Origin of the sequence: Ancylobacter tetraedralis (assembly GCF_014195655.1) — a bacterium.
Taxonomy (GTDB): Bacteria; Pseudomonadota; Alphaproteobacteria; order Rhizobiales; family Xanthobacteraceae; genus Ancylobacter; species Ancylobacter tetraedralis.
Window position 1 is genome coordinate 48,647 of the sequence record NZ_JACICD010000005.1, and the last position, 15,403, is coordinate 64,049.

At 66.2% G+C, this 15,403-nt stretch carries 13 protein-coding genes, 1 tRNA gene and 1 pseudogene; 7 read left to right on the forward strand and 8 right to left on the reverse strand.

What is annotated here, in order from left to right:
- Window positions 1-7: 7 nt before the first annotated feature.
- Complete coding sequence (locus FHS55_RS13815; protein ID WP_183190364.1) at window positions 8-1,072, reverse strand: aromatic ring-hydroxylating oxygenase subunit alpha; 1,065 nt, start codon at window positions 1,070-1,072, stop codon at window positions 8-10.
- A gap of 268 nt (window positions 1,073-1,340) precedes the next feature.
- Between FHS55_RS13815 and FHS55_RS13820 the strand changes: the two genes are divergently transcribed.
- Entirely contained in the window at window positions 1,341-2,966 is a 1,626-nt protein-coding gene (locus tag FHS55_RS13820) for a 5-guanidino-2-oxopentanoate decarboxylase (RefSeq protein WP_183190365.1), read from the forward strand.
- 104 nt (window positions 2,967-3,070) lie between these two features.
- Complete coding sequence (locus FHS55_RS13825; protein WP_183190366.1) at window positions 3,071-3,607, forward strand: formaldehyde-activating enzyme; 537 nt, start codon at window positions 3,071-3,073, stop codon at window positions 3,605-3,607.
- A 164-nt stretch (window positions 3,608-3,771) separates the two neighbouring features.
- Here the strand turns inward: FHS55_RS13825 and FHS55_RS13830 are convergent, their stop codons facing one another.
- Together FHS55_RS13830 and FHS55_RS13835 are read right to left on the reverse strand one after the other, a co-directional pair.
- Window positions 3,772-4,062, reverse strand: coding sequence for a hypothetical protein (locus FHS55_RS13830; RefSeq protein WP_183190367.1), 291 nt, complete (start codon window positions 4,060-4,062; stop codon window positions 3,772-3,774).
- 415 nt (window positions 4,063-4,477) lie between these two features.
- The gene (locus FHS55_RS13835) at window positions 4,478-5,308 is read right to left on the reverse strand and encodes a helix-turn-helix transcriptional regulator (RefSeq protein ID WP_183190368.1); all 831 of its coding nucleotides are present in this window, start codon (window positions 5,306-5,308) and stop codon (window positions 4,478-4,480) included.
- Between the two features lie 99 nt (window positions 5,309-5,407).
- Between FHS55_RS13835 and FHS55_RS13840 the strand changes: the two genes are divergently transcribed.
- Complete coding sequence (locus tag FHS55_RS13840) at window positions 5,408-6,310, forward strand: SDR family oxidoreductase (protein ID WP_183190369.1); 903 nt, start codon at window positions 5,408-5,410, stop codon at window positions 6,308-6,310.
- 219 nt (window positions 6,311-6,529) lie between these two features.
- Window positions 6,530-6,888, forward strand: a pseudogene (locus tag FHS55_RS13845) (IS66 family transposase); the annotation flags it as partial.
- Between the two features lie 477 nt (window positions 6,889-7,365).
- Here FHS55_RS13845 and FHS55_RS13850 read toward each other — a convergent pair.
- Both FHS55_RS13850 and cpdR read right to left on the reverse strand, forming a co-directional pair.
- A tRNA-Val gene (locus FHS55_RS13850) sits at window positions 7,366-7,440 on the reverse strand.
- A gap of 94 nt (window positions 7,441-7,534) precedes the next feature.
- A complete protein-coding gene (gene cpdR / locus FHS55_RS13855; RefSeq protein WP_183190370.1) occupies window positions 7,535-7,894 on the reverse strand; it encodes a cell cycle two-component system response regulator CpdR in 360 nt (119 codons plus the stop codon).
- A 485-nt stretch (window positions 7,895-8,379) separates the two neighbouring features.
- Here cpdR and FHS55_RS13860 point away from each other — a divergent pair, with 485 nt between their 5' ends.
- Together FHS55_RS13860 and hisN are read left to right on the forward strand one after the other, a co-directional pair.
- Window positions 8,380-9,267, forward strand: coding sequence for an N-formylglutamate amidohydrolase (locus FHS55_RS13860; protein ID WP_183190371.1), 888 nt, complete (start codon window positions 8,380-8,382; stop codon window positions 9,265-9,267).
- A gap of 1,670 nt (window positions 9,268-10,937) precedes the next feature.
- On the forward strand, window positions 10,938-11,723 hold the full coding sequence (gene hisN / locus FHS55_RS13865; RefSeq protein WP_183190655.1) for a histidinol-phosphatase: 786 nt from the start codon (window positions 10,938-10,940) through the stop codon (window positions 11,721-11,723).
- Between the two features lie 24 nt (window positions 11,724-11,747).
- Here the strand turns inward: hisN and FHS55_RS13870 are convergent, their stop codons facing one another.
- Window positions 11,748-12,689 carry an alpha/beta fold hydrolase gene (locus FHS55_RS13870; protein ID WP_183190372.1) on the reverse strand — a complete coding sequence of 314 codons (942 nt, stop codon included), beginning with the start codon at window positions 12,687-12,689 and terminating at the stop codon, window positions 11,748-11,750.
- Window positions 12,690-12,801: 112 nt separating this feature from the next.
- A complete protein-coding gene (locus FHS55_RS13875) occupies window positions 12,802-13,122 on the reverse strand; it encodes a hypothetical protein (protein WP_246340151.1) in 321 nt (106 codons plus the stop codon).
- Between the two features lie 358 nt (window positions 13,123-13,480).
- Between FHS55_RS13875 and FHS55_RS13880 the strand changes: the two genes are divergently transcribed.
- Window positions 13,481-13,963: an Hsp20 family protein gene (locus FHS55_RS13880; RefSeq protein ID WP_183190373.1), complete on the forward strand. Its 483-nt coding sequence runs from the start codon at window positions 13,481-13,483 to the stop codon at window positions 13,961-13,963.
- Window positions 13,964-14,116: 153 nt separating this feature from the next.
- Here FHS55_RS13880 and FHS55_RS13885 read toward each other — a convergent pair whose 3' ends face one another.
- Window positions 14,117-15,124 carry a hypothetical protein gene (locus tag FHS55_RS13885; protein ID WP_183190374.1) on the reverse strand — a complete coding sequence of 336 codons (1,008 nt, stop codon included), beginning with the start codon at window positions 15,122-15,124 and terminating at the stop codon, window positions 14,117-14,119.
- Window positions 15,125-15,403 lie beyond the last annotated feature (279 nt).

Consider the following 15,403-nt stretch of genomic DNA (forward strand, 5'->3'; position numbering starts at 1 on the left):
TGCGTCCTCACTCTGCCGCCGCGGCGATCGGTCCATCGAACCGAAGCGCATCCTCGCACATGCGATCGAAGGCGATCACCGCATATTCCTCGGACTTCGATAGCGGGGCCCGCGGGAAGACGCCACCATTAATATTCTTCTGTACCTTGGTGATCACTTCCAGATCTTCCGTGATGATCTGGGCTGACCAGTCCGCCGTCTTCTGGTTTTCTTCGGCCTTCTCGGGCGAGATGTCCTCGAAGAAATACCAGTTGATATGCTTGAGCTTGCCGGGGCCGAGCGGCTCGACCGTGGCGATCGAGGAGCCCCAGTCGTAGAGGTTCAGCATCAGGAAGGGGAAGCGGTAGAGATAGCAGCCCTGCGTGTCGTCCATCGAACGGCCGGGCGCCTGCAGGTGGAAGTATTTCTGCTCGGGAAAGACGTTGATCTCATAACGATCAATGTCGAGCGTCGCACAGAGGCCCGGATGCATCGCCCGGCAATGATAGCATTCGAGGTAGTTTTCGCCGTAGATCTTCCAGTCGACGTCGACGACACGCTCTTTCTTGTTGAAATAGTGCTGCCGCTCCAACGGGAAAGGCGCGGCGAGATCGACCACCGGGCCGAGCCATTCGACCAGCGAGGGACCGCCTCGGTCCAGGCGCACGAAAACGAGGCCGCGCCACTCCTCGCAATCGGCCGCGATCAGCCCCCATTCCGAGGCGTCGAACTTGGTTTCCGTGCCGAAATTCACCGCCTTGAAAAGGCGCCCGTCCCGGCGATAGCTCCAGCTGTGATAGGGGCAGACGATCAGTCCGCCGCAGGAGCCGGTCTCGCCCGACACGAGCTGGGCGGCGCGGTGGCGACACAGATTGTGAAAGGCCCGCACCTTGCCGTCATCGCCGCGGATGGCGAAGATGCCATGGCCCGAGAGCTCTCCGGTCACATAGTCGCCGGGGTTCGGGATGCGCTCGGACCACGAGAACAGTAGCCAGTTCTTCGCAAAGATCTGTTTGCGCTCGGCCTCGAAGCGGGCGGGATCGCGATAGGCGGATGCGGGAAGGGACCATTCGGCGTCATTGCCAAGTATCATCTTAATTCCCCGGCTGGATTGTTGTTATCTTCATGCTAGTGAAAATGGGACGTGTTGCAAGGTGGTTTTTTTTGAGATATGAAATTTCATGTCGACGGCCCGCATCCCTCGGCCGCATGGCCCTTGCGCCTGCCGTTGGAAGTCGAGGCCTCCTGATAAGATCGCGCATTTCTCGCGAGAATACTGTCGATGACCTCTCCAGTCGCGACACTAACCATCCCATCGAACAGGAGTTTCACTCCTGCGCGACCCATCAGGTTGTCTCTTCATGAAAAGCGCAGGCATCTATCTGTCGCAGCTGCTCGAGATCTACGGCGTCGACACCGTTTTCGGCATTCCGGGCGTTCACACGGTTGAACTGTATCGCGGGCTGGCGGGCAGCTCCATCCGGCATGTGACGCCGCGTCATGAGCAGGGCGCCGGCTTCATGGCGGATGGATACGCCCGCGTGACCGGGCGCCCGGGCGTGTGCTTCATCATCACCGGCCCGGGAATGACCAATATCCTCACCGCCATGGGGCAGGCCTATGGCGATTCCGTCGCCATGCTGGTCATTTCCACGGTCAACGCGCATGGCCGGATGGGCTCGGGCGAAGGCTGGCTGCATGAATTGCCCCAGCAGCAGGCGCTGGTCTCCGGCGTCTGCGCCTTCAGCCGCACCCTCCACACGGTCGAGGAAATCGCCCCGGCGCTCGCCCAGGCCTTCGCCGTGTTCGGTGGCGAGCGGCCGCGCCCGGTGCATCTCGAATTGCCGATCGACGTGATGCTGGCCTCGGCGGACCACCTGCCGCTGCCCGCCGCGGTCAGCCGGCTCGCCCGGCCCTCGCCCAATGCCGCGTCGCTCGATGAGGCGGCGCGCTGGCTCACCGCCGCGCGGACGCCGCTCATTCTGGCGGGTGGTGGCGCGGCGCGGGCGGCCGTGGAGGTGCGCGCGCTGGCCGAACGGATCGATGCCCCCGTGGCGATGACGATCAATGCGCGTGGCATCCTGCCGCCGGAACACCCCCTCGGCGTTCATCTCACCGCCAGCCTGCGCGCCACACGCGAACTCATCGCCGAGGCGGACGTGGTGCTGGCGCTCGGCACGGAATTCGGCTCCACCGATTACGATTTCAATGTCGATGGCGGCTTCGCCATTCCCGGCCAGCTTATCCGCGTCGACATCGACCCGCGCCAGATCATGCGCACCATTCTGCCGCAGCTCGGCATTGTCGGCGATGCCGGGGCGGCGGCCCGCGCGCTGGCGGCGCTCATTCCGCCCCGCCCGCGCGGAGCCGGCGCGGCCCGCGCCGAGGCGGTGAAAGCTCGCTACATCAGGGACATCGCGCCCGACATGCGCGGCGATCTCCTTCTGCTCGACACGGTGCGCGAGGCCCTGCCCGGCGCCATCATCGTCGGCGACTCCACGCAGCTGGTCTATGCCGGCAACATCGCCTTCGTGGCGGAGACGCCCTCCAGCTGGTTCAACTCGGCCACCGGCTACGGCACGCTGGGCTATGGCCTGCCGGCGGGCATCGGCGCCAAGATCGCCGCGCCCGACCGCCCGGTCGTCGTGCTCTCCGGCGATGGCGGCCTGCAATTCACCCTTGCCGAACTCGCCAGCGCCGTGGAAGCGCAGGCGCCGATCATCCTGCTGCTGCACGACAATGGCGGCTATGGCGAGATCAAGTTCTATATGACCGCGGCGCAGGTCGCCCCGCTCGGCGTCGATCTCGTCAATCCGGACTTCCTCGCCGTGGGCGCCGCCTTCGGCTGGGCGGCGCAGCGGATCCACGATCCCGACCACCTGGCGCCGGCCCTGCTGGCGGCGGCGGCCCGCACGCGCCCGACGCTGATCCTGTTCGGCGACGACCTCCGGCAGATCGCCCGGGAGCGCGCGCCCGCGTCCGGATAGACGCCGGCGCCCCCCACCCCTCGCCACAGCCGCCCCTCTCCCCCGGTCGCCGCGCCCGGGTCGATGACGGCTGCCCTTCTCACGACCCGAAATGGAGACTGTCCATGTCCAAATTTGTATTCCGCACCGGCGAAGCCACCGTCCTCGCGGCCAAGGGCCAGTACACCGACGCGATGCCCGAAATCCTGATCGGCTCGGTCGACGGCCCGGTCGGCGTCGGCTTTGCCAGCATGCTCGGCCAGGTGCAGGGCCACACGCGCATGTTCGTCATCCGCGATCTCAACCAGCTGGTGCGGCCGGCCACCATCATGACGACCAAGGCCACCATCGAATCGGCGGCCTATGTCGGCCTGCTCGGCGGTGTGGTTCAGGGCGCGCTGGGCGATGCCATCGTCGATTCGCTGGCCGAGGGCGTGTTCCCCGGCGACGCGACCGAAGAGCTGTGCATGATCGCCACCGTGTGGCTCGATCCGCGCTGCGCCACCCATGCCGAGCTCGACAAGCGCGACCTCTACCGCACCAACTATGAGGCGATGAAGCTCGCCATCAGCCGAGCAATGCGGGGCGAGCCCACGCGCGAGCAGCTCATCGCCAATCGCCAGACCATCCAGCACTACGCTCTGAAGGGCGTGCTCGGCTGAGCGGAACGCGCGTTCAGGCTCTCCCCTCCCGCGAGCCATTGCACCGGAGGGGAGGCCCCGCAACCCCCTGAGGCAAACAGGGCCCGGCGATACGCGAGGGCCCTGTTTGATTCGATACGCCATCCGCTGCCGATGACGCGACAAAGGCAAAGGACGCGGCCGTGCTACGGCGCCATGATCTGCGGCACGCCGCAATTGGGCGGCACGCAATCAGGCAGCTTGATGTCGGCCGCCTTGCCTTCCGGCGGCGGGCCCGGCAGCGGCACCAGTTCCCCGGTCAAGGGTTGAGGTCCATCCGGGCCGGGACTGAGATTGTCCGAGTTGCCCGGCTGCGGCGGAGGCGGATTGATGATGCTGTTCAGCGGCGGGTTCGCCTCCTGGGCCAGCGCCGGCAGGCCCAGCGCTGCAAACAGCAGCGCGACGGCTAAACAGGTAGCAGAAACGATCATCTTCATTGCGAGTCCCCCCGGCACGAGCCCGCGAGGACATTATCACCGGCAATGCCTGTGAAGAAGCCGCACCGGTGAAGAGGAAACTGCGCACACGTATGTTCTTGAGATTTCACTGCCTTCGGAAGCGCCAGGGAACGGGTCCAAGCGCCATTTCGAAATCTGCGTGCCAGCCGGCACGTCTACGAGCCTGTCCGGCTGGATCGTGCTCTTCGGTCTCGTTCGAAGCCCTCGCGCTCCGCCATTTCGGTTCCAAACTGGACACGCCGATTGCCGCCGGTTTCCCGCCTTGGGCAGCCGAAGAAAGCGCTCTCAGCAAGTCAGCCTTCGATCCCATGATGCGAATCTCGTCGTCGGCGACCTCGACGCGCTGCGCCAGCGCGCGTAGGTTAAAGGGCGCATCAAATCCATGGCACGGGTTTCACTTATCGAGTTGGGCGATCAGCGATCGCACCCGGTCGGCGTCCGCGCTGGATGCGGGATTGTAGATCACCATGCCGAGTTCGGGGCGGCCATCGACGGCGAAGGCTGAGAATTCCAGCACCAACAGGCCGACCTCGGGATGGTGAAGGCGCTTCAGCCCTTCGTGATGCGCCGCGATCTCGTTGTCGCGCCATAGCCTCTCAAACGCGGCACTCGTTCGAGAGAGGTCCTCCACCAGCTGCGTGATCTCCGCGGTGGCGCCGGCGCGCGCCACGTCAGCGCGGAATGACCCCACGACATACCGCGCGACGCTCTCCCAATCCTCTTGTATGGCGCGGATTCGCGAATTGCCGAACATGAGCCGGAGGATATTGCGTTGTTCGCGGGGAAGCTGGCCGTAGTCCGTCAGCACGGCCGCTGCCGCCCGATTCCAGGCGACCACATCCCACGTCGCCGTCTTGATGAAGGCTGGACTGGTGTCGAGTGCATCCAGCACGCGTTGCAGCCTCGGTGTCACGCCGTCGACCGGCTTGTAGCGCACCTCCGGCGGGCGGCCGAGTCCGAGCATGAAGAGATGTTCGCGTTCGGGCTCTGTCAGCATCAGGCCCTTCGCAATACGATCGAGCACATCGGCGGACGGCGTGCCGCCGCGCCCTTGCTCAAGCCACGTGTACCAGGTTGGGCTGATGTTCGCGCGCTGCGCGACCTCCTCTCGACGCAGTCCCGCCGTTCGGCGGCGACCGCCGGTGAACCCGAATGCGGCAGGGTCGAGCCGGGTGCGGCGATCTCGCAGATAGAGGCCGAGCGAATTGCCGATATCCGACACCATGAGTATCCTGTTGATGTTTATACCCTGATAAGGTCACTACTTTAATAGGAAATCACATAGGTCCACTTGGCTGGTCGAACAACCAGAAAGGTGTTTCCGATGCGTGTCTTCCTGACTGGCGCGACCGGCTTTATCGGCTCGCGGATCGTGCCCGAACTCATCTCCGCCGGCCATCAGGTTCTTGGCCTGACCCGCTCGGACGAAGGTGCTGCGACGCTCGCCCGGGCCGGCGTCGAGGCGTACCGCGGGACCCTGGAGGATCCCGAGACCCTGGCGCGGGGTGCGGCGGAAGCCGACGCAGTCATTCACACGGCCTTCGACCACGACTTCACAAGGTTTCTCGCGAACTGCGAGAAGGACCGACGCGTGATCGAGGCGATTGGCGCCGCCCTTTCTGGAACGGGCAAGCCGTTCCTGGTCACGTCCGGCGTCGGAATGGGGAGTGAGGCCCCGGGTCAGATCGCGATCGAGCAGCGGTTCGATCGCGACAATCCGAATCCGCGAAGGTTGTCCGAACTGGCCGGCGAAGCGGTGGCGGCGAAGGGCGTGAGCGTTGTCGTTGTCCGCCTTCCGCAGGTCCACGACACGGAGAAACAGGGCCTGATTACGCCGATGATCGAGATCGCCCGCGCCCGCGGGGTCGCGGCCTATGTAGGTGAAGGCAAGGAGCGCTGGTCCGCAGCCCATGTCACCGACGTCGCTCGACTGTTCCGCCTGGCGCTCGAGCGGCATGAGCCTGGCGCGCGCTACAATGCGGTCGCCGAGGAGGGAGTTTCCGTTCGCCAGATCGCCGAGACGGTGGGACGAGGCCTTGGTCTTCCCGTGCGCTCTCTGTCGCCAGAGGAGGTGGCGGAGCACTATGGGCCGCTTGCGCACTTCGCCACTCTCGACATGCCGGCGTCGAGCGAATGGACACGCAGGACGCTGGGTTGGGAGCCGACCGGCCCTAGCCTCCTCTCCGACCTGCAGCACATGAATTACAGTGCGGCAGGAACGCACTGAATAATGGCGACGCGGCATCCAGTCGGTGTCGGCGTCGCCCCTTGATCCGCGGAGGGTTTCGTCTCGGAAGGGGTTCTTTGCTAGAAGTCGGCGGTACTTTTCCAAGATGCCGGCATTGACGGCGCCGGCAGGAATTTCGCCCAGGAACGGCGATTGGTCCCGATAGATAGCGGAGCCCGCTTTCGATTGACTACGAGTGATCCGTTCGGGCGCGGATGCATCGTCAGCCAGAAGAGCAAGCTGCCGAGGCGATCCGCTACGCTCTCTCACGCTGGCAGGGCCTCTCCCGCTTCCTCGACGATGGCCGCGTCGAAATCGACTCCAACGTGGTCGAGCGCGCGATCCGGCCGATCGCGCTCAATCGCAGGAATGCGCTCTTCGCCGGATCGGACGGCGGCGGCGGCGAGCGCTGAGCCGTCATCGCCTCTCTCGTGGAGACCTGCAGGCTCAACGCCGTCGATCCCCAAGCCCATCTCGCCCAGGTCATCGCGCGCACCGTCGCCGCCCATCTGCAAAGCCGGATCGACGATCTGCTGCCCTCGGCCTCCGCAGCCCAGCCGCTCAAGGCCATGGCCTGAAAACAGCGGTTAGGGGGGCATCCGCGAGCCGGCTTGATGCGGACAAGCTTGCCCGCTTTGGGCAGATCATGCGCTCAAACATCAGCGGGGCGAGGTGCGCTTCCGCAAAGCCTATCTTCGCTCGCGGATCGACGCCGTCGAACTGGACCAGCGCGTCGCGCCCATCCACGGATCAAGGACGGTGCTGGAGCGAGCCGGACTCGCCGACCAAGCCACCCATCCGGGTGTCCGCGGTTTTGTACGGAAGTGACGCGGCAGGCGGGAATCGCGCACTGATTCGGTTGCCCACGGGCGGAAATGCCGATGCCGCGCGATCGGCAGGATGGCGCCATCCCGCCCCCGTGTCGCCATATCCGACAAAGCCGCGTCCTCGCACCCGCCATGCGCCAAGGATGGGGCAAGACTTCGCGGCCAAACGCGATACCGGCGCACCGGCGCCTGGTGGATCGGCGTGAGGAGGTAGAGGGCCTTTGGGAATGGTGGGCGCGACAGGGATTGAACCTGTGACCCCCTCGATGTCAACGAGGTGCTCTCCCGCTGAGCTACGCGCCCATTCCGTGGTCTCTTGCGAGCGGGATTTCCCTATATCCATAACCCCGTCGCGGCGCAAGCGGTCCTCGGCGACTCGATGGCCGCCGTGGATAACTCATGCCGCGAGCATCTTGCCCACCTCGTTGACGAGGTCGCGCAGGTGGAACGGCTTGGACAGCACCTTGGCATCCTTCGGCGCCTGATTGCCGGCATTGAGCGCGACCGCGGCAAAGCCGGTGATGAACATCACCTTGATGTCGGGGTCGAGCTCGGTCGCCTTGCGCGCCAGCTCGATCCCGTCCATTTCCGGCATGACGATATCGGTCAGCAGCAATTCGAACGGCTCCTCGCGGAGCCGATCATAGGCCGAGCGGCCATTGTCGAACGAGACGACCTCATAGCCCGCGTTCTCCAGCGCCTTCACGAGGAACCGGCGCATGTCGTGGTCGTCCTCGGCGAGCAGGATCTTCAGCATCCCTTGCACCCTGATTCCCCGGGGCCCCTCCCCCGTCGACCGGCAGTGCCGGTTCAACAGGAAAGCGCCCTGACTTCAATGAACTGAGCGGAGACGAGCCGTCCGGATCGCTTTCATCCGGCGCGGGTCACGCCCAGGCGACGGGAGCCGGCGAACCGGTGCACGTCGACACATTCCCAACCGGTACTCCCGCGGCTGTTAGCACATCGTGAATCCGGGCCGGATCGGGGCGGCAAATCCCGCATTCGGCCTCCACGCCCGTGCATCTGTGGCTTCGTCCCCACACACCTCGCGCTGGCGCACGCTCATCGCGTGGGGCATGCGGCCCGCGTTCACATGTTTGCAAAGGCACGTCCGCCGGCGAGTTGAGCGTTTCCGCCGGGAAAAGCTCATGTTAGACAGGCCGATCAGTTCAATGCCTCGGGTCGCGGTGTCGCATCGCCGGCACGCCCGGGATGCACGGCAGGCGGGCGGGTCGAAGGGGCATGATGGCCGTCATAGCGGACACGATCGACCCGGCATTCGAGGTCGTGCAGCCGAGCCAGCCGACGGCCCTGCCCTTTCTGTTCAATTCTCCCCATAGCGGGGTGGTCTATCCGCGCAGCTTCGTGGAACAGGCCCGGCTCAAGCTGCCCATGCTGCGCCGCTCGGAGGACACGCTGGTCGACGCGCTGTTCCGGGACGTGACCGGATTCGGCATGACTTTCATGCGCGCGCATTTTCCGCGCTGCTATCTCGACGTGAATCGCGAGCCTTATGAGTTGGACCCCCGCATGTTCGAGGGCCGTCTGCCGGCCTATGCCAATACGCGCTCGATGCGGGTTTCAGGTGGGCTCGGCACCATTGCCCGGATTGTCGGCGAGGCGCAGGAAATCTACGGCCGGCGCATCCCGGTGGACGAGGCGATCCATCGCATCGAGACCCTGTACAAGCCCTATCACCGCACGCTGCGCCAGCTCATGGCGCAGATGCAGCGCCAGTTCGGCGTGGCCGTGCTGGTGGATTGCCATTCCATGCCCTCCAGCTTCCAGCAAGAGCGCTCGCGCATCGATTTCGTGATCGGCGATCGCTACGGCACCAGTTGCGCCACCATCATCACCGATGTGATGGAGACCGAGCTGCGTCGGCGCGGCTATTCCGTGGTGCGCAACAAGCCCTATGCCGGCGGCTTCATCACCGAGCATTACGGCAATCCCACCTCGGGCATGCATGCCATCCAGATCGAGATCAATCGCTCGCTTTATATGCATGAGCCTAGCTATCAGGCGTCTGCTGCCTTCGATGATGTTCGTCGCGACCTGCTCGACATGGCGGTATCGCTGACGAAAATCGCCCAGATCGAGCTCGCCGGCATCCGCACCGCAGCGGAATGACCAATCATCTCAAGACGATAGCTCGATCCTGACGAAAATTTTATCGGGTGATGCAAAAGGCCGCATAAGAGCCTTGCATTTTGGACATGAGACCTATACCAATTCTGCACGCTCGGTTCCGGAGCGCCATCCCCCTCCCTTGTCGAGGCCGACGCCGCGAAGTGCGGAGGGGATAGGTTGACCCGGAAAGCCGGATGCCCTCTTGGGTCTCGGGACGCCAAGCGAGGACTGCCCTAAAGAACGGCTCTAGCCGTCTCGGGTAACGTCTCGCCCCGATACAAAAGAAAGAGGCCGCTCACGCAAGGCGGGAGCGGCCCAAGTCTAGGGAGGAAACGCCCAAGGAGGGCTGTACGGAGCGACGCCAATCGCTGCGTACGAGAAGCAAGATGTAGGTGCATTGCGGAATAATCAAGGCGAACAGCCGATTTTCTGGCATACCAGATACACCTTCCACCCCGTTGTGGCATTAATGTCGCGAAAGGGGTAACAGAGAACCGCTCACCGCACCCGATTGACGCCCGACGCATGCCGGCAAGGCATGGCTCACGCGCCTCACTGGCTTGAGCCCTGCCCTCCTGAGCGCGCGTCGGGTTTGTTTTTGCCGGAATCCCCCCCGCGCATCGCCCGCCCCTCCCTCGCTGGATGACCCTATCTCGCCGGAGGGCGGCCGCGGACGCGTGCGACATTCGCCGCCAGCCCGTCGGAATAGGCGCGCGCAGCGGCGGCGCTCGCGAAGGCACGCGGCCATGCCGTCGGGCCGGCAAGCGGTGACTGACGCAGCCACGGCGGGAACTGAGGGGAATGGATGGCCCGGATCGGAGCGTCCGGGGGCGCCGCCTGCGCGTTGGGCAGGCCAGAAAAGAAAGAGGCCGCTCACGTTGGGCAGGCCAGAAAAGAAAGAGGCCGCTCACGTTGCCGGAGCGGCCCAAGTCTAGGGAGGAAACGCCCAAGGAGGGCGGCAGAACGGCAACGCCAATCACCGTACTGCACTGCAGCAATATATACCCCTGCGCCGCACAACAGACAAGAGCCAAAGCGAAAGAAACGAAACCAAAAAGCCGGGATCAACGTGCGAATGTCGAAATTCGCGCCCTCGACGCGCCTCGACGCTTGATCCATATCAGATCGCGATGACGGACGGATCACGGTCCGGACCGCGCCGGCGGCGCACAGGTCCTCATGCCGGCAGGCTCACGCAGCCGGTGGATCAAAGCGTTGATTTTCAGAGGGTTATAAAAAGAAAGGGGCCGCTCACGTTGCCGGAGCGGCCCAAGTCTAGGGAGGAAACGCCCAAGGAGGGCGGCGGAAGGGCAACGCCAATCACCCTGCCGCGCTGGAAATAATATGGCAGCTTCACTTCCCGAGTGCAACAGCGGGCAGTGCCCAATCCTTGATCCTGCCAGAATAGCAGCCATGCGCTGAACGCAGGCCGCCGCAGCCCGTCCCGGTGCGCAGAGGCGTGCCGGGCGCAGGGCTGGCCCTGCATGGCGCCCCGCGTGCCGGTCGCCGCGAATGCCTCGTTCGGAGGCCCGCCCGCTTTTGCGGCGATGGCGTCGCGCGGCCGGTCCCGCTGCCGCCAGCGTGTCATTGCCGAGCGGCGCGCCGGTCGATATGCGTGTGCTGCGGACGGCTTTGGCCGGCGCGCGCAGACCAGCATGGAGTGGGCGGCTATGGGTGCGGTGGATTTCGAGAACTTCGTGCACGAACTGGCCAGCGTGTCGGGCCAGGCCATCCTCCCCTTCTTCCGCACCGCGCTCGGCGTGGAAGACAAGAGCCGGGGCGCGGTGTTCGATCCCGTCACCGCCGCCGACCGCGCCGCCGAACAGGCCATGCGCACGCTGATCCGCCGTACCTTTCCCAGCCACGGCGTGCGCGGCGAGGAATTCGCCGACGAGAGCCCCGACGCCGATTACGTCTGGGTGCTGGATCCGATCGACGGCACCAAGTCCTTCATCGCCGGCATGCCGGCCTGGGGCACGCTGATCGGCCTCACGCATGAGGATCACCCGGTTTATGGCATGATGCATCAACCCTTCATCGGAGAGCGCTTCTACGGCGATGGCGCGCAGGCCCGCTATCGCGGCCCGGCCGGCGACCGGCGTCTCGGCGTGCGGGCCTGCCCGGCGCTGGAGGAGGCCGTGCTCATGACCACCAGCCCGCTTCTGATGGGCGAGGCGGACCGCGCCCTTTATGTCGAGGTCGAGAAGCGCGCGCGCCTGCCGCGCTATGGCGGCGACTGCTATGCCTATTGCATGGTCGCCGCCGGCCATGTCGATCTCGTCATCGAGACCAATCTCAACGAATACGACATCCTGCCGCTGATCCCGATCGTCGAAGGCGCGGGCGGCCTCGTCACCAATTGGGAAGGCACCGGCGATCTCTCGGGCGGCCGGGTCATCGCCGCCGGCGACCGGCGCGTGTTGGAGGCCGCGCTGAAGGTGCTGCAGGGAGGCTGAGCCCCCTCGCCCACCGGCAATAGGTCAGGCGTCGCTGCCGGGAATGAAGGCATCGAAGGCGGCGAAGAGCGGCTCGCGGAAAATATCGCGCTCCTGCAGCAATTCGTGCCGCGCGCCGGGAATCACGATGTGCGAACCGGCAATCAGCCGCATCGCAAAACGCTCGATCGCCGGTGTCGAGACGATGCGGTCGTCGCCGGCGGCAATGATCAGCAGCGGTTGGCGGATGGCTCGCGCCGTCGCGGGATCGTTGAAGCGCTCCATCAGTTCGAAGGCGCTCGCCATCCAGCCAATGGTGGGCGGGCCGACATCGAGCTGGGGCTGCTCCAGCGTGATGGTCAGGTTGCGGGCGAAGCGCGCGGGGTCGGAGGTGAGTCGGTTGCCCTCGAAATGCAGTTCGCTGAGGCGCTTCACCTTGCCGGTCGGCACATAGGCCCGCGACAGGCCGATGCCGTTCAGCACGCGCGCAAGCCGGCGCGCCGCCACATCATGCTTGAGGAGCGACAATTCCAGCATCGGCGCGGTGAGGAACATACGGTCGAACAGCCGCTCGCCGAGCCGCGCGGATTCGAGCAGGATCGCGGCGCCCATGGAATGGGCGAGCGCATAATAGGGCGGCGGGCACTCCGGCAGCACCACCTCGCGCATGAAGGCTTCCAGATCGAGCTGGTAATCGGCGAAGTCGCCGACATGGCCCTTCATGGCGTTGCGTAGCAGGCGATCCGAGCCACCCTGCCCGCGCCAGTCCGGCATCGCCACCGAAAAGCCGCGCCGCAGGAGATCGCGCGCCGTCTCGTAATATTTCTCGATCTTCTCGGTGCGCCCGTGGAAGACGCAGACCGTGCCGCGGCTCGCCCCTTCCGGCCGCCAGCGGGCAAAGCGCAGCCCGAGGTCGTCCTCGGTTCTGAAGACGCCGCTTTCCGCGCCCTCGGGAACCGGATTGTCCTTGGTGCTGAACAGCGTCATCCGTGCGGCATCTTTCAGTCTGCGCGTGGGCTCGGAGGCCTTACACCGGAGCCGATGCGCTTCACAAGGCGCACGGGCGCTTATGTCCCGCGCGCCGGACAGTAAGCGCGGCTCAATAGCGCTGGTCGCCGAAGCCGATCACCTTCATGCCGTTAATGGCCCCCGACAGGGCATCGACGATCACCTGAACCCGCTCGCCGCGCGGTCCGTTCGCCTCCAGCACCAGCGTCGGCCCCCGGCGGCGCACCACCGAGACATTGTTGAACCCGCGCGCGGTAAGCATGCGGATCGCCGCGCCGTCGTCGACCGGGCCACCCCCGCCCCCGCGCGGCGGCGGCACCTCATAGGGCGCATAGGCGCCCGGCGCGGGACCGTAGGGACCGGGCGCAGGTCCATAGGCGCCCGGTGGCGGGGCCGTCTGCGCACGCGCCATTCCCCCGCCCGGAACGCCGGCCAGGATCGCAACCACGGCCCCGGCCGCGGCTGCGGCCACGCCCAGGGCAACCCGCCTTGCAGAGATGCGCGAGACCACGCTGTCGCACTCCACGCGCTTGGGGAACGTACAGCCCCCTCCCTATACCGCCGGCACTGAATAGCGCCCGATCCGCCTGTTCATCTGCCGTTCATGTTGGCGATCGTCGCGGAGGCAATGATTGCGCGGGCGCCCCTCTTGCGCGCCTGCGCGGCCTTCCTATCTCGAACCTGTACCGGCCCTGAGGCGGTACATCCAACGGGTTCGGCTCAGACGAGAGGACCCGCCCCTGCATGTCGCTTTGAACTGAGGATATGCCATGCGTACGTTCGACTTTTCCCCCCTCCACCGTTCCACCGTCGGCTTCGACCGGCTGTTCTCGCTGCTCGACCAAGTCGGCAACGTGGATACCGGCACGACCTATCCGCCCTACAATATCGAGCGGACGGGCGAGAATGCCTATCGCATCACCGTCGCGGTCGCCGGCTTCACCGATCAGGATCTCGATCTCGAGGTGAAGGAGAATACCTTGTCCATCCGCGGCGAGCGGCGACCCGACGTCTCCGCCAAGGGCGGCGAGGTGCTCTATCAGGGCATCGCCGCGCGCGCCTTCGAGCGCCGCTTCCAGCTTGCCGACCATGTGGAAGTACGAGGCGCCAGCCTTGCCAACGGCCTGCTGCATGTCGATCTCGTGCGCGAGATTCCCGAGGCGATGAAGCCCCGGTCGATTCCGATCACGGTCGGCGTTTCCGCTCCCCGCGCGATCGAGGCCAAAACGGCCGCGGCGAAAGCGGCAGCCTAGCATTGACGCTCCAGCCGCGGCGAAAGCGGCGGCCGGCCGGGCATCGACGCTGCCGACCTGTCGCCCGCGGTCACCTCGCCTCCGCACGAGCGGGGCATGTCGAGGGCGACCATCCACACGGCGTCCCGGGAAACCGGGGCGCCTTTTCCGGTTTCACGGAGCCAGGACAGGCGTACCGGGCGGAGCGGTGTCCTGCGGCGCCGTCTCCGTGGCCGCCGTGCCCCGCACCACCACCGAGGCCGTGCCGGCAGAAGGCTGACCGCCACCCGTCCCGGTTCCCACACCCGTCTTGCTGGTCGTTGCCGTGGGCCCAGCGGCAGCGGGGGCCGGCGTCGCGCCAGTGCCCGGCGGCACGGCAACGCCCGGAATGACCCGCACGCCTCCTGCCGGCGCCACCGCATCCTCCGCGGGCTTGGAAGCCTCCTGTTTGCCCGCCTCCTGCTTTGCCGCCTCGGGCGGGGAACCGGGGGGCGCTGAAGCGGGCAGCGATTGAGCGGAAGGCGGCGCGGAAGGCGGCGACGGATCCGGCGCGATGACCGGCGTCGCCGGCGCGACGGACGGCTCGATGGGCGCCGAGGCGGGAACGGTGGCGACCTCCGGCGGCCGGGCCGGGGGGCGTGGCACGGCGCGCGGCACGTTCGCGACCGGCGGCGCGGAAACGGCCGGTGGGGGGGCATAGCGGCGCTCATCCGGCGCGGGGCCGAGCGGCCGCATCGCCAGGATCTGGCCGGAGCCGATATCGATGCGCACGCGCTGCCGGGTTCCACGGGGGTCGGTGGCATCGACCACATAGGTGGGACCATCGGCGCGCACACGCCCGATCGCCCGCATGCCCATGGAGCGCAGCATCGGCTCGACATCCTGCGGCGGCAGCCCCCCCCGCGACCCGTAAGCCGGCGGCGGGCCATAGATCGGCGGGGGACCGTAGACTGGCGGAGGGCCGTAAACAGGTGGGGGGCCGGGATAATAGCCGGGCGGCGGGCCATCGTAGCGATCGACATAGACACCGCCGAAGGGCCGGAAATAGACCTGCGCGCCGGCGGGCGACACGGCCAGCCCGGCCATTCCCGCGGCCAGCGGCAGCAACAGGGCACAAGGCAGGCGCCGCACCCGCCGCGACCGGCGGAAGATCGCGATGGCAGACGAAAGGACTGGCTTCATGGGCAGCGTCCAGGCTGAATCGTTCCGAAAGGTCATTGAAGGCAGCGAATGCGGCGCGGGCGAGACCGCGGCTCCGGCCGGCACTCCCCGCCGGGACACCCGCCGATCCGGCGCCGCGCGGCGCCCGCCCGGCGCGGCACTGTGCCTCAATTACGCCCAATCCAGACAGCGCCGGCCGGGCAATGGCGTTGCGCCAACGGGCATATCCCCTTAACGTTCATTGCGCCGGGATCGCCGCCCTCGCAACAAGTATGAAAATTCGCCGGGCTGGGATGCGCG